This is a genomic window from Amycolatopsis sp. NPDC006125, assembly GCF_040614195.1.
Classification (GTDB): Bacteria; Actinomycetota; Actinomycetes; order Mycobacteriales; family Pseudonocardiaceae; genus Amycolatopsis_E; species Amycolatopsis_E tucumanensis.
The window spans coordinates 1-21,364 of record NZ_JBEXTZ010000046.1; the positions used below are offsets into that span (position 1 = coordinate 1).

Below are 21,364 nucleotides of genomic sequence, written 5' to 3' on the forward strand. Positions count from 1 at the left end.
CACTCTTATTACTCTCCCCTCTATTTTAGCACCCGCCGCGCCCTTTGTGTGGGGGTGTGGTGGTCCACCGTGGGGGGCCCCCCCCCCCCCCCCGCCACCACGAGTGCGGGGTGTGGTGTCGTCAGCCGTGCGCGGAAAGGTCGAAACCGATGTACTCGGCGGCGTCCTCGGGGTTGGCGAACAGCAGGGTGCGGTCGTCCAGGTGCACCATGCGGCCGTAGTGGGTGGAGCTGATCTCCTCGAAGATCGACCCGTCGAACGGCTCGCCGAGGGCCTCGGTCAGCTCGTCGTAGTCGAACTCCAGGAGCCGGGTGCCGTCCACGCGGATCATCGACGGGTACTCCACGAGCGAGACGCCGTCCTTGGCTCCCATCACGTCGGCTACCACGCGCCCGACGGGGGTGTTCATCAGCGTGACGCCGCACATGTTCGAAGACCCGGCCTGCGAACCGAACTGCATGGTGCTGCTCACTTGTCCAACTCCTTCGGGATGTCCAGCCCGATCTCCTCGAGCAGCTGGGTGAACTTCTCCTTGGTCGCGCCGAGCGAGTCGGCGAAGGTGCGGGCCTTCTCGGCCGGCTGCGACCAGATCGGCTGCAGCGCGTAGGCGGCGTCCAGGCACGGCGGCACCCACTTCGCGAGCCACCGGCCGAACAGCTCCTTGTTGGCCTCGCCGTGCTGCTCGTCGCGGGTGAGCATGCGGAACAGCGCCCGCGTGTAGCCGAGGTCGCGGCTGTAGTCGTGCTCGCCGGTGCCCACGATCGTCGGGGTGATGTAGTCGCCGTTGGTGGCGGAGATCTGCATGACCAGTTCCGACCGGAAGAGCTGGCCGACGAGCTGCTCGAACACGACGTTGGCGCCGAACAGCAGTTCCGCCCAGTCGCCGACCGCGGTGAGCTCTTCGACGGCCTTGCGGGTGGGCTGCCACTCCTCGGCCGAGGCCCACACCTCCTTGTGCACCGACCCGTCGAAGGTGTCCAGCGACTCCGACAGGTCCAGGTTGAACAGCGCGAGGTCCTGCGCGAAGCGCATCTTGTGCGCCGCGTTGACGGCCACCGCGGTGTTGATCATGTTGGTCGGGCCGGAGCGCTGGATCGAGGTGAACACGTGCAGCGCCATCCCGTTCTCGGCGTGCATCCACGCTCCGAGGTTGCGGGCGATGAACTTCTGCCAGGCGGTGTTCCAGTTGCCGTAGGCGCCCGCGCGCTTGGCGTTCTCCAGGCACAGGGAGACCTGACGGACCACCGCGGAGTTGTTGCGGTAGATCGTCTGCTCCCACTCCTCGTTCGGGTCGAGGAAGGCGTGCCAGTTCGACGACTTCGCGGCGGTCCACTCCTTCGGATAACCGCCGGGCCCGTCGCCGAAGCCGTAGATCCAGCCCTGGGACAGGTGCCGCTCGGGGTCCGGCTGCACGTCGACGGTGACGTCCTCGTACACCGTGGCGCGCAGCTTCGCCGGCTTGAAGTAGTTGTAGCTGCGGCTCTTCGAGCTCGGGAACTCCAGGGCACCCGCCTCGGAGTCGGTGAACTCCACCTTCGGGAAGCTGCGCGTCTTCGCACTGCTCGTCATGTGATGTCTCCTTGCGATGTCTACTCGTCGCGAACCGACGTGGTGAATTTGTCGTAGAACACCTGGTCGTCCGGCACGCCCTGGCTCGCCGCCAGCGCCAGCGCGGCGTCCACCATGGGCGGCGGGCCGCACAGGTACACCTCGCTGCGGTGCAGCTCGGGCTCCCTGGCCGCCACCACGTCGGTGACCATCCCCGGTTCGGCCGTGACCCCGAGCTCACCGGCGCCCTCGGTGGACTCCGAGAGCGCGACGACGAACCCGAAGTCGGGCAGCCGTTCGCCCAGGGCGCGGATCTCGTCCAGGTAGAACAGGTCCGCGGCGGTGCGGGCGCCGTAGTAGAAGCGGATCCGCCGGGTGTCCCCGGTTTCGCTGAGGTGGCGCAGCAGGCTGAGCACCGGAGCCATACCGGCGCCGCCCGCCATCAGCACCAGGGGCAGCACGTGCCCGTTCTTGAGCGTGAAGTTGCCGTACGGCCCGGTCAGCTCGATCGTGTCGCCGGCCGCGATCCCGTCGTCCAGCAGCGCGGAGAACCGGCCGCCCGGGTACTTCTTGATGACGAACTCGATGTGGTCGGCGGTGGATGGGATCGTCGCCATCGAGAACGACCGGTGCTCGTCGGTGCCCGGGATGGTCAGGTCGGCGTACTGGCCGGGTTTGAACTCGTACGCCGGCGGGTCGACCGGCTTGAGCTTGAGCCCGACGATGTCGTGCGTGTGCTCCACGATCTCGACGACCTCGGTCCGGATCCGCTGCAGCGGGGCGGAGTTGAGCAGCTCCTCCTCGTCGAAGTTGAGCAGCTCGATGGTGCAGTCGCTGAAGGCGTGCGCCCGGCACAGCAGCACATAGCCCTCTTCGACCTCGGCGTCGTTGCAGGCGAACGTCGAGTAGCGCTCCATCTGGATCTCGCCGTCCAGCACGTACGACTTGCACGCCGAGCACTGGCCCTCGCGGCACCCGTGCATGAGGTGGATGCCCTGGCGGAACGCGGCGTCGAGGATCTTCTCGTCCTCGCCGACCTCCATCTCGATGTCGACCGGTTCGAAGGAGATGCGGTGCTTGTCGGCCATTGGTCTCTCGATTCTCCGGGGAGCGGACGGCGGTGGGGGCACACCGCCGTCCGCGGGTCCTCAGGCCGTCAGGCGACCGTGACGTTCGGGTTGGCGCGGTAGGCCGCGGCCCACTCCTCGCGCTCCTGATCGGTCATCTGGTTGAGCGTGACGTTCGGGCTGGCGAACCGGATGCCGCGGAGGTCGTCGAGCGTCCACAGCTTCTTCGGGTCGTCCAGGTCCAGGTGCGGCTGCGGGATGAGCGTCTTGCCGTCGTCGCGGACGTAGCCCAGGTCCTTGACGATGTCGGCGAGATCCCGGTCGTGGTGCAGCGTCTCCCACTCGCGCTTGCCGGTGAGCCGGCCCATGTTCGGGGTCTCCCGGCCCTCGTACTCGGGGCGGAAGGCGACCTTGTCGGTCCAGGCGCAGGTTTCCGAGCAGTAGGTGCGCCACTGGTCGTCGACCTTGTCGACCACCAGGTCCTCGCGGACGAGGCAGGGCACCATGCAGGTCCAGCAGCGGTGCGGGTACTCGTAGCCGACCTCTTCGAACGCGATCGGCTTGTTGCGGCCCGGGTAGCGCAGCCGGTTGTAGGCCTCCCACCACTTGCCGAACTGGTTGTACCAGCCCGGGTACTTGTCCTCGAACCACTCGAAGTCGGCGTCGGTCATGCCGTCGATGCGCCAGTAGTTGACCGGCCAGCCGGTGGCGAAGAACTGCGCGACCCGGTGCACGTAGAACTTGTTGGTGATCCGGTTCCACGCCTCCTCGACCAGGTCGTGCGGGATTACCAGGCCGTACTTCTCCAGCGGGAGCAGGTAGCTGCGGTAGTAGTCGTCGTAGATCCAGCGGCGCCACATCTCGGCGTAGGACTCGCGGTCCTTGCGGCGGTCCTTGGTGCCGTACTCGATGAACGTGCCGATCGCGGCGTCCACCACGCAGTGGTTGTTCCACCAGGCGTAGCGCAGGTCGCGCTCCAGCAGCGGCCGGTTGCGCTCGTCGGCCAGGGCCATCAGCAGGATGGAGTAGCCGTTGCTGATGTGCCGGGACTCGTCGGACTGCACCGAGTGGAAGACGGTCGGCAGCAGGTAGTCGCCGTTGGCGGCGGCCTCGTCGGGCATCGCGACGAACAGCGTGTTGGTGAACGCGGTCTCGGCCACCACGGTCAGGTAGATGTTGGCCGCGGTGATCGCGTCACCGGTGATGAACCCCTCGCCGAACTGGCGGCCGATGGTGCCCGCGTAGTTGTTCGCGAACGCCTTTTCGGTGATGTCGAACCCCGCCGGGTCGATGTAGTTGTTCATGTACAGCTTCTTGAGGTTCATCTGGATCGTGGAGTGGCGAACCTCGTCGATCATCTGCACCGCGAGTCCGTTGTGGATCTCCGGGTTCGGCACCGCGTCGATGGCCATCGGCATCGCCCGCGCCGCGGAGATCTCCGGGAACGGGATGATGGACAGGAACAGCTTCTGCCACTCCAGCCAGCGCTGCTGCACCTGCCGGAACATGTTGCCGCGGATCGCGCCGTCCATCGCGCCGAAGACGCGGTTGTCCTTCTCCTCCTCCATCGGGAAGTAGGACCGCATGATCTGCTTGAGCGGGTCCTTCTTGGGGGCCTTCTCGAACGTGTAGTCCGTGCCGAACCGGGTCGCCGGTGTGGCGAAGGTGGGCTCCCAGGACAGCTCGGTGATCTTGTTGTGCGCCTTGGTGAGACTCTGCCTGCTCAATTCAGCCTCCTCGGGCCGGGTCTCGCCGCCCGGCAGTCGTCACTGACGGGGGAGAGTGTGTTGCGCTTCGCAGGTGAGTTCTGTCTCAATGTGAGACCGAGACACTGCACGATCTCCGCCACGATGGGTTGTCGTGGGTGGAGTCAGCCCGGTGACCACAGCATTCGACGTCAAAGGAGACGGTGGTGACGAGGCCAGGACACCAGTCGGAATCGCAGGTCAGCGCGGCCCGGGAGAAGTTCCTGTCCCGGCCGGTGCCCGAACTGGCGGGCGTGCGGGAGATCATTTCGGCGTCGTGGCGGCGCGCGCTGGAGCACCGGATCGACGCCGACGAGCCCGATCCGATCTTCGTCGCCGACCGTGACGAGGACAGCCTCCTGCTGCGCAGCGCCAAACCGATCCTGGACAACCTGACGTCCGAACTGTCCGATCACCCGGTCGCCATCCTGCTCACCGACGCCGACGGTCTCGTGGTGAGCCGCTCCAGCCCGGACCGCGCGCTGCACTCCGGTTTGGACCGGATCTGCCTCGCCCCCGGTTTCAGTTACGCGGAGGAGTCGATCGGGACGAACGGGATCGGCACGACACTCGAATGCCAGCAACCCGTGCTCGTGTCCGGCTTCGAACACTTCAACAGCCGCCTGGCGACCTTCGAATGCGCCGGCGCGCCGATCCACCACCCGATCCGCGGTCACCTGGTCGGAGTACTCGATCTCACGTCGTGGACCGGCACGCCCGGCCCGCTGCTGCTGACCCTCGCCCGCACGACCGCGAAGCGGATCGAGGAAGCGATGCTCGCCGGTGCGGGGGCCCGTGAGCTGGCGCTGTTCCGCGAGTACCTGGCTTCCTGCCGGCGCGGCTCGGGCGCCATCCTGGCCGTCAACGAGGACGTGGTGATGGTGAACAACCACGCCCAGGACCTGTACGACGCGGCGGACCGGGCGGCGCTGATCACCCACACGGCCGATGTCGCCGGATCGCCCACCCCGGCCACGGTCCTGGCCGACCTGCCCTCCGGTGTGGTCGCCCGTCTGGAGTACCGCCCGGTGCACCACGGTTCGACGCTGGTCGGCGGGTTGTTCCGGGTGAAGAACCAGGCCGTGCCGCGGCGCGCCTCCGGTCCCGCCGACGTGCGGCTGCCCGGGCTGGCCGGGTGCAGCCCGGTGTGGCGGCAGGCGTGTTCCGCGGCGGAGGCGAGCATCACCGGCGGGAACTGGCTGGTGCTGACCGGCGAGGGCGGGACGGGCAAGACGGCCCTCGCGCAGGCCGTGGCCCGCCGTCACGCGCCGGGCCGCCAGGTCGTGCTGGACTGCGCTCCGGTGGGCAACTACGAGGCGTGGGCGCACGCCCTCGCCGACGAGGCCGGCTGCGGCAACTCACCGGCGGTGATCCTGCGCCACGCCGACACGCTGACCGAGGAGGGGATGCGGCGGCTCACCGAGTTGTTCACCACCTGGCAGGCCGCTCCGCCGGACGAGGCGCCGGCCTGGGTGGCGGTCACGGTGGGTGAGGACCCGCGCGGAACGGAGATCCACAACTGGCTGATGCCGTTCTTCGCGCACACCGTCGAGGTGCCGCCGCTGCGGCACCGGATCGAGGACGTGCGCCACCTCGTGCCCGCCCTGCTGGCCCGCCACGCGGGCAACCGCGATCTGGAGGTGTCGGACGCGTGCCTGCGGCAGCTGATGCGGCTGCCGTGGACCGGCAACGTCCGGCAACTCGACGACGTCCTGGCCCAGGTCTCCCGGCGGCGCCGCGCCGGCGTGATCGAGGTGGACGACCTGCCCGCGGAGTGCCGGACCGTCACCCGGCGCCAGCTGACCCGCCTGGAGGTCTTGGAGCGCGACGCGATCGTGCGCAGCCTCGCGGCGAACAACGGGAACAAGGAACGCGCGGCCGCCGACCTGGGCATGTCCCGGGCGACGATCTACCGCAAGATCCGGGCGTTCAGCATCGTGCCCGGCTGACCGGCGCGCCCGTGCTCCCCGGGGCGCCGCAGCGTCCGGGTGCGCACGGGCGCGGAGAGCACGACGTCGCGGACGGGGAAGTCGCCGAGGGCGGTCACGAGTTCGGCCACCCGGTCCGGCTCGGCGGCCAGGAACAGCGTGCAGCGGCCGTGGCCTGCCTCGACGATCTCGGCCGACATCGCCTGCGCGACGGTGACGACCTCCGGCAGCCGGTGGGCAGGCGCGTCGATCACCACGAACGCGGCGCGCCGGGCGTGCGACTCCTCGTCGGGCAGGTGGACGACCTTGAGCACGTCCGGCGAGCGGTGCAGGTACTTCACCGCCCGGCGCACCTCCGCATCGTCCCCGGCCGCCAGCTCGACCGTCATGCGGCGGCGGCCGCCCGCCGGGGCGCCGACGTCCAGGGTGAGCACGTCGAACCGCCGGGCGGTCAGGATCGTGGTGACCCGGGCGATCGCGTAGGGCGTCTCGATGACGTCCAGCCGCAGCACCGCCGAGCACGGGGCTACTGGTCGCACACCGCTCCCTCCGGCAGGTGGGCCAGGAGGTCACGCGCGCGGGCCCGGAACTTCGCCACGTTGGCGAGCTTGATGTCCTCGTAGCCGCGCACCAGGTCGGGCAGCGCGACGATCTCGCACACCGCGTCCAGCGTCGCCGGGGTCAGGTGGGTCAGCGCGTCCCGCACCAGGGCCTGGTACTCGCCGACGAGCTGCCGCTCGGTCCTGCGCACCGCGGCGTAGCCGAACACGTCGAACGGCGTGTGCCGCAGCTTCCGCGCCGCCCGGAGGCCGCGGAAGGCCACCTCGGCGGTGCGCCCGCGCAGGCGGATCTTCCGCTTCATCCCCAGCGCGCGCAGCACCGGCGGGTGCAGCATCACCGACACCTTGGCGTCCGGGCCGAACTCGGCCTCCCGCCGCGCCTTCTCCGCCGGGTCGAGGTGGAGGCGGGCGACCTCGTACTCGTCCTTGTACGCCAGGAGCTTGTGCAGGCCACGGGCGTAGGCGAGCCCGACTCGCTCAGCGGCGGCGTCGCCGGCGCGGGCCTGCGCGATGTCCACGACGCGGTGCACCTCCTCGGCGTACGCACGGGCGAAAGCCTCGTTCTGGTAGCCGGTGAGATCGGCGATCCGGGTGGCGAGCGCCGCTTCGAACCCGGCATCCGCCGGCTCCGGACTGGCGCCCGCCGCGGCGAACACCGCCTCCGGGTCGACGACGGCCGCGCGTCCCCAGCGGAACGCGGCGAGGGTCTTGTCCACGGCCGCGCCGTTGAGCCGGATGGCCTGCTCGATCGCGGCCGCCGCGACGGGGATGCAGCCGTGCTGGTAGGCGGCGCCGACGAGCAGCATGTTGGCGGGCATGTGGTCGGCGAACAGCGATTCGGACAGGCGTTGCGCGTCCAGGTGCAGGTTCGCCTGCGGTGTGGTGGCCTCGGCGACGCGCGCGAGCAGGTCGTCGACGCTGCCCGGCACGGCGACGCGGTTGGTCACCATCGCCGCGGTCGGCACCACGGAGGTGTTCAGGACCGCGATGGTGCGGCCGCCGCGCGCCGTGGCCAACGTGGACTCCTCTGCCGTACCGAGCAGGTCGAAGCCGATCAGGACGTCCACTGTGGAGCGTGACGCGCGCAGTGAGCCGCGCACCGGTTGCTTGCCTATCCGGACGTCCGAGGTGACCGGCCCGCCCTTCTGCGCGAGACCGGTCTGCTCCAGCCCGGCGGCGAACTTGCCGTCCAGGTGCGCGGCCATCTGCAGGATCTGCGACACGGTCACCACGCCGGTGCCGCCGATTCCGGGCATCCGCAGCAGCGTCTCGGTGCCGGTGACCTTCGGCTCCGGCTCGACGAGCGCCACGGGCGGTTCCCCGGGCAGCGCGCGGCGTTGCGCGCTCGGCTCGACGAGCAGGAAGGACGGGCAGTCGCCCTTCAGGCAGGAGAAGTCGGAGTTGCAGGAGGCCTGGTGGATGCGGGTCTTGCGGCCGAACTCGGTGTCCACGGGTTGCACCGACAGGCAGGTGGAGACGTCGCCGCAGTCGCCGCAGCCCTCGCACACCCGCTCGTTGATCACGACCTTTTCCGCGGGTGTGGGCAGCTTGCCGCGCTTGCGCAGCCGTCGTTCCTCCGCCGCGCACTGGTCGTCGTGGATGAGCACGGTCACGCCGTCGACGGCGGCCAGTTCGGCTTCGGCTTCGGCGAAGTCGTCGCGGTGGCGGACGGACGCGATCGGGTCCAGCGCCACGCCCCGGTACTTGCCGGGGTCGTCGGTGGTGACCACGATGCGCCGCACGCCCTCGGTGGCCAGCAGCCGGGTGAGCTCGGGAACGGACAGCCGCCCGATGACCTGCTGGCCGCCGGTCATCGCGACGGCGTCGTTGTAGAGCAGCTTGTAGGTCATGGTGACACCACCGGCGACCGCGGCGCGGATCGCCAGCGAGCCCGAGTGGTGGAAGGTGCCGTCGCCGAGGTTCTGCACGAAGTGCCGGTCGCCGGTGAACGGCGCCAGCCCGATCCACTGGGCGCCCTCCCCGCCCATCTGGGTCAGGCCGATCTGCCTGCCGCGGCCCGCGCCGTCGAGGGTGATCATGACGTGGCACCCGATGCCCGCTCCGACGAGCGTGTCGTCGGCGGCGCGGGTGGAGGTGTTGTGCGGGCAGCCCGAGCAGAAGTACGGCGTGCGCTTTCCGGTGGCCAGGGGCACGCCGATGCGCGCGGGTCGCCGGGGCCGGATCGCGGCCAGGTGGGTGACCGCGGCGCGCGGCAGCCGGTCCGGGCCGATCACCGCCGTGATGCGGGCGGCCACGGCCTGGGCGACCTCTTCCGCGCCGAGCTGTCCCCGCGCGGTCAGCAACGGCCGCCCGGTCTCGTCCCGCCGCCCCACGACGTTCGGCGCGCCCGGCCGCCGGTACAGCGCCTCCTTCAGGTGGCCTTCCAGGAAGGGCACCTTGTCCTCCACGACGAGCACCTCGTCCAGGCCTTCGGTCAGCCGGACCAGTTCCTGGTCGTCGAGGGGGAAGGGCATGGCGAGCCGGATCAGCCGGAGCCCGAGCGCGTCCAGCGCCGCTTCGTCCAGCCCGAGGTCGTCGAGCGCGCGCTGCAGGACGGCGAACCCGGTGCCGGAGGCGAGAATCCCCAGGCGGGCGGAAGCGGCGGTGAACACCACCCGGTTGAGCTGGGCGTCGCGGGCGTAGGCGCGGGCGAGGTCCAGGCGTCGGGTGAGCATGTCGAATTCGGCGTCCAGCGCCGCCGGGCCGAGGAGGGTCGGCAACGGGCCGCGCTCGTGGCGGGCCGGCTCGGGGATGCCGGCCCGCAGGTCGGCCACGTCCACGGTCGCGGAGGCGTCGGCGATGTCGGCCACGATCTTCAGCCCGGTCCACAACCCGCTCGCGCGGGACAGCGCGACCGCGTGCAGCCCGAACTCGACGATCTCGGCCACCGAGCCGGGTGCGAGCAGCGGCATGGACAGGCTCTGCATCATCGGCTCGCACGAACTCGGCACCGTCGAGGACTTGCTCGCCGGGTCGTCGCCGATCCAGGCGACCGCCCCGCCGAGCGGCGCGGTGCCCGAGATGTTGCCGTGCCGGATCGCGTCGGCGGCCCGGTCCAGGCCGGGGTTCTTGCCGTACCAGAACCCGGTGACCCCCTCGTGCTGCCGCCCGGGCAGCTGGTCGAGCAGCTGCGTGCCGGCGACGGCGGTCGCGGCGAGCTCTTCGTTGACGCCCGGCCGGAACACCACGCCAGCCGGGTCGAGGAACCGCGCGGCCCGGCCCATCTCCAGGTCCACCCCGCCCAGCGGCGAACCCTGGTAGCCGGAGACGAACACGCGCGTGGACAGCCCGCGGGCGGCGTCCAGGCGGCGCTGTTCGAGCGTCAGGCGCACCAGGGCCTGGATCCCGGACAGCAGGACCCGCCCGCGCTCGGCGGTGTACTTGTCGTCGAGGGACACGGTGGTGGTCTGGGTGGTCACTGGGCTCTCCGTCAACCGGTCGGGGTGGCGAGGGGTCAGGCCGGTCGGCGCGGCCCGCGACCGCTCGTGGCAGTCGCGGGGCCGCGCTGACCGGTGGTAGGGGTTGGTCAGGTGTTCGCGGACGGTTGCGTGGCGGGGGCGCCCGCGGCCGCACCGGAACGCCTGCGGATCCGGCGGCCGACGCCGGCCATCGTGACCGCGGCACCGGTCAGGAAGACCGCCGTCACCAGCACCGCCGCGCTGCTGTTGCCCTGTCCCGGGCCGTCGCCCTTGATCAGCGCCACCATGTAGGGCGAGACGAACCCGGCGAGGTTGCCGACCGCGGTGATGAACGCGATGCCGGTGGCCGTCGCCGGGCCGCTGAGCAGGTACGGCGCATGCGCCCAGAACACTGGCAGCGTGGAGATGCAGCCGATCGCGGCGAGCGTGAACCCGGTCAGCGCCAGCAGCGGGGATCCGGTGAGGCTCAGCGCGCCGAGCACGAGCCCGGCGACGCCGGCCAGCGCGGGCACCACGTAGTGGCGGGTGCGTTCGCCGGTGCGGTCGGAATTGCGCGCCAGCAACCACATCGCGAGCGCGGCGAACGCGTACGGGATGGCGGTGAGCCACCCGATCTGGGCGGTGCTGAACGACCCCATCTGCCGGACGATGGTCGGCAGGAAGAACGCCATCGCGTAGAGCGGGATGATCATCGCGAAGAACGCGAACGACATGCCGAGCACACCCCGGTCGCGCACCGCCGCACGCAGCGAGACGGCGCGGTGCCCGCCCGCGGAGTTGGCCTTGTCCTCCCGCTCCAGCTCCGCGACCAGCCACGCGCGCTGCCGCTCGCTGAGCCACGTCGCCTGCGCGGGCTTGTCCGTCAGGTACCGCACCACGACGAACGCCATGACCAGGCACGGGAAACCCTCGGCCAGGAACATGAACTGCCAGCCGGTCAGGCCCCACGGCGTGAACCCCATGAGCCAGGTCGACAGCGGCGCGCCGATGACCGTCGACACCGGCACGGCGATGTAGAAGACGCTGATCAGCCGTGCCCGCCGCACCGCGGGCACCCACTGGCTGAGGTAGAGGATCACGCCGGGCACCAGGCCGGCTTCGGCGACGCCGAGGAGGAACCGCAGCGCGTAGAAGCTCCACTCGTCGCGGACCAGGAACATCGCCATCGACACCAGGCCCCAGGTGAACATGATGCGGGCGATCCAGTACCGGGCGCCGACGCGGTAGAGGATCATGTTGCTGGGCACTTCGAAGAGCACGTAGCCGACGAAGAACAAGCCAGCGCCGAGGCCGAAAGCCGTTTCGCTCAAGGCGATGTCCGGCTGCATCTTCAGCTTCGCGATGGAGATGTTGGTGCGGTCGAGGTAGTTGAGGACGTAGACGAAGAACAGCAGAACGCCGAGCCGCCACGTGACCTTGCGCAGGGTGGTCCGCGCGAGCTCGTCGTGGTCGGCAACGCCGGTGTTGCCGGACATGGGTTCTCCCGGGGGGTCAGGGGTCAGGCCGGTGGGGTGAAACGTCCGTCCACGGCCGTCCAGCCACCGTCGACCATGACGGTCGATCCGGTGACGTAGGCGGCCGCGTCGGAGGCCAGGAACACGACGGCTCCGGCCAGTTCGCCGGGCTTCGACCAGCGGCCCAGCGCACTTTTGGTGGCGTAGGCCCGGTACCAGCCGGGGTCGTTCTTGATCTGGTCGGTCAGCGGGGTTTCCACCACGCCGGGGGCGATCGCGTTGACGCGGACGCCGGCTTCGCCGAACTCGGCGGCCGCGGTCTTGACCAGCTGGATCGCGCCGGCCTTGGTGGCCGCGTACACCGACTGGCCGGGTTCGACGACGAACCCGCGCACCGAGGAGAAGACCACGATGCTGCCGCGGCCGCGCTCCACCATCCCCCGGCCGAACGCCTGCAGCACGGTGAAGGTCGCTTTCAGGTTGAGCGCGACGACGCGGTCGAACTCCTCGGGCGCGTAGTCGAGAATGCGCTTGCGCACGTTGGTCGCCGCGGTGAGGACCACGACGTCGAGGTCCCCGAGTTCGGCGGCGGCCCGGTGCACGGCCGCCGCGTCGGTGATGTCGAGTTCGAGCGCTTCGCCGCCGGTGTCGGCCGCGGTCGCCTTCGCGGTGAGCGGGTCCTTGTCGGCGCAGATCACCTCGGCGCCGTGGGCCGCGAGCGCGAGCGCGGCCTCGCGGCCGATCCCGCCGGCCCCGACCAGCAGCGCGCGCTTGCCGTCGAGCCGGAACAGCGTGGTGTAGTCGGTCATGGTCTCGCTCATTCCGGCCTGATCACGGCCATGCGGGTGACGGTCAGTTCTTCGATCGCGAAGCGCGGTCCCTCCCGGCCGATGCCGGAGTCCTTCACGCCGCCGTAGGGCATGATGTCGGACCGGAAGCCGGGCACCTCGTTGATCACCACTCCCCCGACCTCGAGTTCCTCGATGGCGGCGAACGCGGTGGCGAGCGAGCGGGTGAACACGCTGGCGTGCAGGCCGTAGCGCGACCGGTTGACCAGGTCCAGCGCCGCCGGGAGGCCGGGCACGGACCGGATCGCCACGACGGGGGCGAAGATCTCCTCGCACCACGCGTCGGCGGTTTCCGGCACGTCGAGCAGGAGGGTCGGCTCGACGGTGCGGTCGATCACCCGGCCGCCGTGCAGGACCTTCGCCCCGGCCTGCTCGGCCTGCTCGATCCAGTCGAGGGTGCGCCGCGTCGCCGCCTCGTTGATCAGCGGCGCCACCCGGGTCCGCGGGTCGCGCGGATCGCCGACCGTCAGCTCGCCCATGCGGGGGGTGAGCTTGCCGACGAACTCCTCGCGCACCGGCTCGCACACGATCACGCGTTGCACGGCGATGCAGGCCTGGCCGTTGAAGTAGTAGCCGCCGCGCAGCACGGCGTCGGCGGCCTTGTCGAGGTCGGCGTCGGTGTCGACCACCAGCGCCGCGTTGGAGCCCAGTTCCAGCAGGACCTTCCGCGGCGCGGCGTCGCGTGCGATCCGGTGCCCGACGGCGGCGGAACCGGTGAACGACACCGCCGCCACGCGCGGATCGGTCACCAGCGTGTGCCCGACCTCGGCGTCGCCGGTGATGACCTGCACGATCTCCGGCGGCGCCCCGTGCCGGGCGGCCGCCTGCCGGACCTGGTCCGCCAGCCACAGCGCGGTCAGCGGCGTGGCGGGGGCGGGCTTGCAGATCACCGGGCAGCCCGCGGCGATGGACGGCGCGATCTTGTGGCTGGCGAGCAGGAGCGGGCCGTTGAACCCGGCGATGCCGACGACCAGGCCGATCGGGCGGCGGGTCCAGAACCCGATCATCCCCGCGCCGGAGGGCTGCAGGTCCAGCGGCACGGTTTCGCCGTGGATGCGGGCGACCTCCTCGGCGGCGGCCGACCAGGTGAAGACCGTGCGGGCGAACTCCACCTCGCAGTCGCCGCGGGTCTTGCCGGTCTCGGCGATGAGCAGGTCGACCAGCTCCGCCTCGTGCGCCCGGAGCGCGGCCTCCACGTCGAGCAGGATCGCGCGGCGGACCGCCGAGGTGAGCTTGCCGGCCGGTTTCACGGCGGCCGCACCCGCGTCGAGGGCGGCGCGGGCGTCGCCGACCGATCCGACCGGCGCGTGCGCGACCACCGATCCGTCGTAGGGGAACACCACCGGCGCGGTTCCGGCGCCGGTGACCCACCCGGGGCCGACCGGCAGTCCGGACGGGAACTCGGGCAGCGCGAAGCCCGCATGCGAACTCATCGGAAATTCTCCTCTGGACGTCGTCGTCCCAGGTCTTGCCAGCCAGGTCGGCAACACCGGCGATCGACTGCTGGTCGGACCAGCTCGTGATGCCACGAGCATGAACCAGCGCCGGTCGGCGAGTCAAGTTGTCACGAAAAAAGGCGCTCTGAGCTGCGGTTACTCACACGAACCGGGTGAATGTCGATGCCCCGGGGTTGACGAGGCTGCGTGCGTGGGCCAGTCTGACGGCGCTGTATCCAGCCGTCGAGCAAGGAAGGTCGGCGAGCGTTGGCCAGACGAGAGGACCGGGCGGGAGCGCCATCGCGCATCCCGCTCGTGGACGAAACGGCCGCGATCATCCGGGAGCGGATCTACACCCACCGCTACCCGACCGGGTCGTGGCTGAGGCAGGAACACCTGTCCGCCGAACTGGGTGTCAGCCGCACCCCGCTGCGCGAGGCGCTGCGCGTCCTGGAGCAGGAGGGCCTGGTCAAGGTCACCGCCGGGCAGGGCGCCCAGGTCATCACCGGTGACCTGGACACGCTGCTGGACGCCTACCAGCTGCGCGCGGTGGTGGACGGTCTCGCCGCCCGGCTGGCCGCGGAGAACAACCGGGGCGGTGGCCTGATCCGCCAGCTCCGCCGGGCCATCGAGGTGCAGCGCGCGGCGGTGGACCCGTGGGCGCCGCGCGACTACACCGACTCCAATGTGGACTTCCACGAGCACGTCATCCACCTGTCCGGCAACGACTTCGTGATCGGCCAGCTGCCGATCCTGCGGATGACCGCGCAGGTGTTCGCGCCGGTCGCGCTGGTGCGGCCGGAGAGCGCGATCCGCGCGATCGCCGAGCACACCGCCATCGCCGACGCCATCGAGGCCGGCGACGGCCAGGCGGCCGAGCGGCTCGCGCGTGCCCACATCGAAGCCACGATCACCGAACTCGAGCAGAAGAAGACATCGGCGGCCGAGGACGCGTCCTGACCCCGACGGTCCCCGTCAGCGCACAAAGGAGTGAAACGCCGGGATGCCCAGCTACTACGTGGCCTCCGACATCGGAGGCACCTTCACCGACACCGTCGTGATCGACTCGGACGGCGCCGTCGGCCGCTACAAGTCCTCGACGGTGCCCGACAACCCGGCGCAGGGCGTGCTCGACACCCTCGTGCTCGCGGCCGACGAACGCGGTGTCCCGCTGGAACAGCTGCTGGCCGACGTCGAGGTGTTCGCCCACGGCACCACCGTCGCCACCAACGCGATGCTGGAGGGCCGCAGCCGCAGGGTCGGGCTCATCCAGACCCGCGGGTTCGGCGACACGCTCACGATCATGCGCGGCTTCAAGGCCACCGGCCTGGAGGAAGACGACATCAAGCGCTTCCGCACGCTGGTCAAGCAGCCTGCCGCGGTGCCGCGCCGCCTCATCGCCGAGGTCACCGAGCGCATCGACTACGCCGGCCGCGTCGTCTGCCCGCTCGACGAGGACGACGTGCGCCGCGCGGCGCGCCGCCTCCAGGAGGCGGGCGCCGAGGTGTTCGCGGTGTCCCTGCTGTGGTCGTTCGCCAACGACGTGCACGAGAAGCGCGTCGCGGAGATCATCGCCGAGGAGGCGCCCGGCGCGTCGGTCACCCTGTCCTCGGAGTTCCTGCCCCGCATCGGCGAGTACGAGCGCACGCTGACCACCGCCGTCAACGCGAGCCTGCGCCCGGTGCTGAAGACCTCGCTGGACTCGTTCGAGAACACCCTGGCCAAGGCGGGCCTGAAGACGGGTCCGCTGCTCATGCAGTCCAACGGCGGGCTGGCGACCTTCGCCGAAGTCGAGAAGCGGGCCGCGGCCACCGTCATGTCGGGCCCGGTCGGCGGGGTGGTCGCCTCGCAGTTCGCGGGCGCGCGCAACGGGTACCGCAACATCGTCACCACCGACATGGGCGGCACGAGCTTCGACGTCGGGCTGGTCCTCGACGGGCGGCCGGTCATGTCGAACACGACGCTCATCGGCCGCGACGAACTCGCCCTGCCGTCGGTGGCGGTGCGCGCGATCGGCGCGGGGGCGGGCTCGATCGCCTCGGTCCGCAACGGCGTCCTGCAGGTCGGCCCGGAGTCGGCAGGCGCGCGCCCAGGCCCGGCGTGCTACGGCCGGGGCGGCACCCGTCCCACGGTGGCCGACGCCGACCTGGTGCTGGGCTACCTGAACCCGGACAACTTCCTCGGCGGCAGGCTCACCCTGGACGTGGACAAGGCCCGCGCCGCGATCGACGAGCACGTGGCCAAGCCCGCGGGTCTGACGATCGAGCAGGCCGCGGAGGGCATCAAGACCATTGTGGACGCCCGGATGGCCGACCTGGTCCGCCAGGTCACCGTCGAGCAGGGCTACGACCCGGCCGACTTCGCCGTGTTCGCCTACGGCGGCGCCGGTCCCCTGCACGCCTTCTCCTACGGCGCCGAGCTCGGCTGCCCGCAGATCGTCGTGCCGCTCACCGCGTCGGTGCACTCCGCCTTCGGCATCGGCTGCTCCGACCTGACCATGGTCGAGGAGCTGTCCAAGCCGCTGCAGACACCGCCGGGCACCACCGACCACGCCACCGCGCTGGCGCCGGACGAGCTCAACGCCACGTTCGACGAGCTGGCCGCCCGCGCCCGGCGCGACCTGATCGCCGCGGGCGCGGCCGAGGACTCGATCACGTTCGCGAAGTTCGTGGAGATCCGGTTCCGCGCCCAGATCCACGTGCTCACCGTGCCGGTCGAGGCGGACCGGATCACCCCGGCCGACGTGAACGCCATGGTGGAGCGGTTCGTCGAGATCTACGAGGGCCGCTTCGGCAAAGGTGCTGCGTTCCTCGAAGGCGGGGTGGAGATCACCACGTTCCGGGTGGTCGCCACCAGTCCCGTCCCGCGCGCCGAGTTCGACACCGGCGCACTCGGCAAGGCGGGCGGCGCCGAACCAGGCACGCGCCGCGTGTTCTCCGGCGGCCAGTGGCGCGACGCCGCGGTCTACCGCGCCGAGCACCTGCACGACGGGCTGCGCATCGAGGGCCTCGCCATCGTCGAACTCCGCGACACCACCGTGGTGATCGGGCCAGGGCAGGACGCCGAGGTCGACCGCTTCGGCGACATCATCATCCAGAACCGCTGACCGGGAAGGAGAACAACGCATGACCACCACCGTCGACCCGGTCACCTACGAGGTCATCCGGCACAAGCTCTGGTCCATCAACTCCGAGGGCGGCACCACCGTCGAGCACGTGTCGGGCTCCCCCGTCGTGCACGCCACCGACTACAACTTCGGCATCTACACCGCCGCCGGTGAGATGGCGATCATCGGCACCTACCTGCTCACCCCCATCTACACCGGGGCGATGGCGATCGAGGTGTTCCTGGACCGCTACGACGACATCGAGCCCGGGGACGTCTTCATCATCAACGACCCGTACCTGGCCGCGATGCACCAGAACGACGTGCAGTTCTGCAAGCCGGTGTTCCGCGACGGCGAGATCGTGGCGTGGCTGGGCTGCATGGCCCACCAGGTCGACCTCGGCGGCATGGACCCGGGCAGCTGGTGCACCACCGCCACCGACGTGTTCCAGGAGGGCATCCGCATCCCGCCGGGCCGGATCGTGCGCAAGGACGTGCTGAACCAGGAGCTGTGGGACACCATCGTCCTCAACTCCCGCATGCACGACACCGTCGCCAACGACTTCCGCGCGTTCCTGGCCGGGTTGCGCGTGGCCGAGCAGCGGTTCCACGAGCTGTGTGACCGCTACGGAGCCGACGCCGTGCGCGCCACGATGGAGAAGACGCTCGACAACTCCGAGGCCGACCTGCGGGCCCCGCTCCGGGAGCTGCCGGACGGCGTGTACGAGCACACGTCCTATTTGGACCGTCCGGACGGCGAGGGCATCGAGCTGCTGCAGGTGCCGTGCCGCCTGGAGAAGACCGGTGACCGGCTGGTGTTCGACTTCTCCGCCGCGAGCCCGCAGTCGCCGGCCTACGGTATGACCACGCGCGGCGGCCTGCTCGGCGCGGTCGCGACCCTGATGCTGATCACCTTCGGGTCCGACATCCCGTGGAACCACGGCCTGATGCGGCCGGTCGAGGTGACCGCGCCGGACGGGTTGTGCGTCACGGCGGTCGAACCGATGCCGGTCTCCGGCGGCGCGGCGGGCGCGAACTGGACCGCGACCTGCTCCGCCGGTGGCGCGATCGCGAAGATGCTGTCGTTCTCGGAGAAGTACGAGGGTTACGCGTTCGGCCCGTCCGACGGGTCCTGGCAGCTCAACCAGTTCGGCGGCGTCGACCAGCACGGCGAGCCGTTCGCCTCGATGTACATGGACTCGCTGCTGTGGGGCGGCCCGGCGTTCTCCTTCCGCGACGGCGTGGACGCCGGTGGCGCGATGGTCATCCTCTCCGGCGGCGCGACCGACGTGGAGCAGCAGGAGATGCGCCACCCGCTGCTGTACCTGTGGCGTCGCATGGTGCCGGACTCGGGTGGCGCCGGGACTTTCCGCGGTGGCAACGGGATCCAGTTCGCGCTGACCCCGATCGACACGCACGAGGTCACCGGGGTGCTCGGCACGCACGGTGTCGCGCTGCCGAACCGGACCGGCCTGTTCGGCGGGCTGCCCGGGTCCTGCGCGCGCTTCGAGCGGGTGACCGGCGCGGGCGCGCTGGACCGCCTCGGCAGCGGCGCCCCCGTCGTCGCGCTGACCGACCTCGACGGCGACCACCAGGTGCTGCCCGGTGTCGCGCCGGCCGCCCGGATCGCGTTCGGCGACGTCTTCGAGTGCACTGTGCAGAACGGCGGCGGCTACGGCGATCCGCTGCTGCGTGACCCGGCGAAGGTCGCCGCCGACGTGGAATCCGGCGCGGTGACCGTCGAATCCGCCGCCCGCCTCTACGGGGTGGAACTGCGGGACGGCGAGGTCGACCAGGCGGCCACCGACGCGCGGCGGGCCGAAATCCGGGAGTCCCGTCGCAGCCGGATGGCCGCACCGCGCACCGAACCGGTGGCCGCGCCGGGCGAGCCCACCGGCATCTGGGGCGCGGCGCTCGTGACGCACCGGACCGCCGACGGGCTGATCGGGTCGTGCCGCCACTGCGGACAGGTGCTCGGCGACCTGACCGGCGGGTGGGAGTCGATCGCGGGCCGGGTCGTGCTCGGCGCCGACGACCTCGGCGCCCGCGTCGAGGTCCACGACGACCTCGCGGCCGTCGCCTACGTCTGCCCGCACTGCGTCACGGCGCTGTGGGTGGACGTCGAGCCGGCCGGCGGCAAGACCTGGCGCGACTTCGCCCTGCACGACTGATCCCCCACGTCAAGGAGAAACCGCTGCACATGCGCACCCACCACCTGGCCGTCATCGGCGGCGACGGCATCGGGCCCGACGTCACCGCGGCCGCGCTCGCCGGTGTCCGGGCCGCCGCCGACCGGTACGGCTTCGCGATCGAGACCACCGAGTTCGACCTCGGCGCCGAGGCCTACCTGCGCTCCGGCGTCGCGCTTGGCGAGGAGTCGATCGAGGCGCTCCGCGGGCACGACGCCGTCCTGCTCGGCGCGGTCGGCGACCCCCGCGTCACACCGGGCGTCCTCGAACGCGGACTGATCGTCGGGTTGCGGGTCGCGTTCGCCCAGTCGGTCAACATCCGGCCGGTGCGCCTCTACCCGGGTGTCGACAGCCCGGTCGCCGGTGTCTCGCCGGACAACTGCGACCTGGTGATCATCCGGGAGAACACCGAGGGCCTCTACACCGGCGGCGGCTCGATCTCGCACGCGGGCACGCCGAACGCGGTGGCGATCCAGAACTCGATCACCACGGTCCCGGCCACGACCGAGACGGTGGAGTTCGCGTTCCGGCTCGCCTCCGCGCGGCGCAAGCGGCTGACGTTGTGCCACAAGAAGAACATCCTGGTGCACGCCGGGCAGCTGTGGCAGGACGTGGTGGACGAGGTCGCCACCCGGTACCCGGACGTCGAGCACGACTACGTCCATGCCGACGCGATGTGCCTGCACCTGCCGATGGATCCGGGCCGGTTCGACGTGGTGGTCACCGACAACCTGTTCGGCGACATCCTCAGCGACCTCGGCGCCACCATCCAGGGCGGGCTCGGGCTCGCCGCCAGCGCCAACCACAACCCGCGTGGCACCGCGCCGAGCATGTACGAGCCGGTGCACGGCTCGGCGCCGGACATCGCGGGCAAGGGCTGGGCCAACCCGGCCGCGGCGGCGTTGTCGGCGGCGCTGTGCCTGGCCGGTCTCGGCGAGCGGGACGGCGCGCTGGCGCTGGAGGCCGCCGCGGCGTCCGTGCTGGCGGAGTTGCCCGCGCTGGCCGGGCCCGGCATGGGCGGGGACACCGCCGAGATCGGGCGCCGCATCGCCGACCGGGTCACCGACGTGGACCCGGCGAAGATCGGCGACCCGGAGCGCTCCCTGATGACCGGCCTGGCCCGGCTCGCTCCCCGGTGACGGCCGGCGTGCTGCCCCGCTGACCGGGCACGCTCCCACCTCCCGGCCGGTATCCTCGGGGAATCCGCAGCGCACCGGCCGGGAGGGGTGAGGGTGGCCAGCCAGACCAGCGCGACCAACGGGCGGCTCTTCCAGCGCGTCGTCGACTACGTGCAGAACGCGATCGCCTCCGGGGAGCTCAAGCCGGGTGATCGCCTGCCGAGCGAGCGGGAACTGGTCGAGCAGTTCGGGATCGGCCGCGCCTCGGTGCGGGAGGCGCTGCGGGTGCTGGAGAACATGGACCTGGTCAAGTCCCAGCCGCGGGACCCGCGCGGGCCGTTGATCCTGCCGTTGTCGGTCGAACCGGTGCGGCGTTCGATCGCGATGCTCACCTCGGGCGGCGCGCTGGGGCTCGCCGAGCTCGTCCAGTTCCGGATGATCGCCGACGCCTCCGCGAACCTGCTCGCGGCCGCCCGCCGCACCGACGAGCAACTGCTCGCGCTGGAGCGGAACATGGCGCGGATGCGGGCGTGCATGAGCCGCGGCTACGCCGAGTTCAGCCAGGCCGACCTGGAGTTCCACGAGCTCATCGCCGAGGCCGGCGGCAACCGGCTGGTGCAGGTCTACGGCGACGTGACCCGCGAGGCGATCCTCAAGCTGATCCAGCAGACGATCCTCGACGCCGACGACCAGACGGCGCTCATGCTGCAGTCCATCCGCCACCACCGGGCGGTGTTCGCGGCCATCTCCGACCGCGACGGACTGCTGGCGTCCCGGCTGGCGCGCGAGACCCTGTACGCCTACTACGCCGACCACGTCTCCCCCGCGGACCGCGAGATCATGGCGACGCTGGTCCGCGAATGCGGCGGCCGTCTGCCCTCCTGATCCCGGCCGGCAGCGCCCGATGCCGGAAGCGAGCACGATCACATCCCGCGGCTTGACCCTTC

At 71.0% G+C, this 21,364-nt stretch carries 15 protein-coding genes; 6 read left to right on the forward strand and 9 right to left on the reverse strand.

Annotation, left to right across the window (positions count from 1 at the left end; genetic code table 11):
* Positions 1 to 121 precede the first annotated feature (121 nt).
* The 4 genes from mimD to ABZ193_RS23115 form a co-directional block, all read right to left on the reverse strand.
* The gene (gene mimD / locus ABZ193_RS23100) at positions 122 to 460 is read right to left on the reverse strand and encodes a propane 2-monooxygenase effector subunit MimD (protein WP_037323764.1); all 339 of its coding nucleotides are present in this window, start codon (positions 458 to 460) and stop codon (positions 122 to 124) included.
* A gap of 8 nt (positions 461 to 468) precedes the next feature.
* Positions 469 to 1,569 carry an aromatic/alkene monooxygenase hydroxylase subunit beta gene (locus tag ABZ193_RS23105; RefSeq protein ID WP_020419347.1) on the reverse strand — a complete coding sequence of 367 codons (1,101 nt, stop codon included), beginning with the start codon at positions 1,567 to 1,569 and terminating at the stop codon, positions 469 to 471.
* Positions 1,570 to 1,589: 20 nt separating this feature from the next.
* Positions 1,590 to 2,636 carry a 2Fe-2S iron-sulfur cluster-binding protein gene (locus ABZ193_RS23110; RefSeq protein ID WP_020419346.1) on the reverse strand — a complete coding sequence of 349 codons (1,047 nt, stop codon included), beginning with the start codon at positions 2,634 to 2,636 and terminating at the stop codon, positions 1,590 to 1,592.
* Between the two features lie 68 nt (positions 2,637 to 2,704).
* Positions 2,705 to 4,342, reverse strand: a complete 1,638-nt coding sequence (locus ABZ193_RS23115; protein ID WP_020419345.1) for a methane monooxygenase — start codon at positions 4,340 to 4,342, stop codon at positions 2,705 to 2,707.
* Positions 4,343 to 4,527: 185 nt separating this feature from the next.
* Here ABZ193_RS23115 and ABZ193_RS23120 point away from each other — a divergent pair, with 185 nt between their 5' ends.
* Positions 4,528 to 6,309: a GAF domain-containing protein gene (locus ABZ193_RS23120; protein ID WP_020419344.1), complete on the forward strand. Its 1,782-nt coding sequence runs from the start codon at positions 4,528 to 4,530 to the stop codon at positions 6,307 to 6,309.
* Here ABZ193_RS23120 and ABZ193_RS23125 read toward each other — a convergent pair.
* The 5 genes from ABZ193_RS23125 to ABZ193_RS23145 form a co-directional block, all read right to left on the reverse strand.
* Positions 6,270 to 6,827, reverse strand: coding sequence for a hypothetical protein (locus ABZ193_RS23125; protein ID WP_235716174.1), 558 nt, complete (start codon positions 6,825 to 6,827; stop codon positions 6,270 to 6,272). The genes ABZ193_RS23120 and ABZ193_RS23125 overlap by 40 nt on opposite strands.
* Positions 6,815 to 10,267, reverse strand: a complete 3,453-nt coding sequence (locus ABZ193_RS23130) for an indolepyruvate ferredoxin oxidoreductase family protein (protein ID WP_354711413.1) — start codon at positions 10,265 to 10,267, stop codon at positions 6,815 to 6,817. The genes ABZ193_RS23125 and ABZ193_RS23130 overlap by 13 nt, the downstream gene beginning before the upstream one ends.
* Before the next feature lie 107 nt (positions 10,268 to 10,374).
* The gene (locus ABZ193_RS23135; RefSeq protein ID WP_354711414.1) at positions 10,375 to 11,742 is read right to left on the reverse strand and encodes an MFS transporter; all 1,368 of its coding nucleotides are present in this window, start codon (positions 11,740 to 11,742) and stop codon (positions 10,375 to 10,377) included.
* A gap of 23 nt (positions 11,743 to 11,765) precedes the next feature.
* The gene (locus ABZ193_RS23140) at positions 11,766 to 12,542 is read right to left on the reverse strand and encodes an SDR family NAD(P)-dependent oxidoreductase (RefSeq protein ID WP_354711416.1); all 777 of its coding nucleotides are present in this window, start codon (positions 12,540 to 12,542) and stop codon (positions 11,766 to 11,768) included.
* On the reverse strand, positions 12,539 to 14,002 hold the full coding sequence (locus ABZ193_RS23145) for an aldehyde dehydrogenase family protein (RefSeq protein WP_237335515.1): 1,464 nt from the start codon (positions 14,000 to 14,002) through the stop codon (positions 12,539 to 12,541). Before ABZ193_RS23145 ends, ABZ193_RS23140 begins: the two co-directional genes overlap by 4 nt.
* A gap of 318 nt (positions 14,003 to 14,320) precedes the next feature.
* Here ABZ193_RS23145 and ABZ193_RS23150 point away from each other — a divergent pair, with 318 nt between their 5' ends.
* The 5 genes from ABZ193_RS23150 to ABZ193_RS23170 all read left to right on the forward strand — a co-directional run bounded on the left by ABZ193_RS23150 (position 14,321) and on the right by ABZ193_RS23170 (position 21,302).
* On the forward strand, positions 14,321 to 14,965 hold the full coding sequence (locus ABZ193_RS23150) for a GntR family transcriptional regulator (RefSeq protein ID WP_020419338.1): 645 nt from the start codon (positions 14,321 to 14,323) through the stop codon (positions 14,963 to 14,965).
* Positions 14,966 to 15,008: 43 nt separating this feature from the next.
* Positions 15,009 to 17,111, forward strand: a complete 2,103-nt coding sequence (locus tag ABZ193_RS23155; RefSeq protein ID WP_237335514.1) for a hydantoinase/oxoprolinase family protein — start codon at positions 15,009 to 15,011, stop codon at positions 17,109 to 17,111.
* A 19-nt stretch (positions 17,112 to 17,130) separates the two neighbouring features.
* Positions 17,131 to 19,281, forward strand: coding sequence for a hydantoinase B/oxoprolinase family protein (locus tag ABZ193_RS23160; RefSeq protein WP_354711417.1), 2,151 nt, complete (start codon positions 17,131 to 17,133; stop codon positions 19,279 to 19,281).
* A 29-nt stretch (positions 19,282 to 19,310) separates the two neighbouring features.
* A complete protein-coding gene (locus ABZ193_RS23165; RefSeq protein WP_237335512.1) occupies positions 19,311 to 20,438 on the forward strand; it encodes a 3-isopropylmalate dehydrogenase in 1,128 nt (375 codons plus the stop codon).
* Positions 20,439 to 20,531: 93 nt separating this feature from the next.
* Complete coding sequence (locus ABZ193_RS23170) at positions 20,532 to 21,302, forward strand: GntR family transcriptional regulator (protein WP_237335511.1); 771 nt, start codon at positions 20,532 to 20,534, stop codon at positions 21,300 to 21,302.
* Positions 21,303 to 21,364: the final 62 nt, after the last annotated feature.

Bases quoted from the DNA above. Each gene is read 5' to 3' on its own strand.
- mimD (WP_037323764.1), bottom strand. From the start codon at position 460: ATGCAGTTCGGTTCGCAGGCCGGGTCTTCGAACATGTGCGGCGTCACG.
- ABZ193_RS23105 (WP_020419347.1), bottom strand. From the start codon at position 1,569: ATGACGAGCAGTGCGAAGACGCGCAGCTTCCCGAAGGTGGAGTTCACC.
- ABZ193_RS23110 (WP_020419346.1), bottom strand. From the start codon at position 2,636: ATGGCCGACAAGCACCGCATCTCCTTCGAACCGGTCGACATCGAGATG.
- ABZ193_RS23135 (WP_354711414.1), bottom strand. From the start codon at position 11,742: ATGTCCGGCAACACCGGCGTTGCCGACCACGACGAGCTCGCGCGGACC.
- ABZ193_RS23140 (WP_354711416.1), bottom strand. From the start codon at position 12,542: ATGAGCGAGACCATGACCGACTACACCACGCTGTTCCGGCTCGACGGC.
- ABZ193_RS23145 (WP_237335515.1), bottom strand. From the start codon at position 14,002: ATGAGTTCGCATGCGGGCTTCGCGCTGCCCGAGTTCCCGTCCGGACTG.
- ABZ193_RS23155 (WP_237335514.1), top strand. From the start codon at position 15,009: ATGCCCAGCTACTACGTGGCCTCCGACATCGGAGGCACCTTCACCGAC.
- ABZ193_RS23160 (WP_354711417.1), top strand. From the start codon at position 17,131: ATGACCACCACCGTCGACCCGGTCACCTACGAGGTCATCCGGCACAAG.
- ABZ193_RS23165 (WP_237335512.1), top strand. From the start codon at position 19,311: ATGCGCACCCACCACCTGGCCGTCATCGGCGGCGACGGCATCGGGCCC.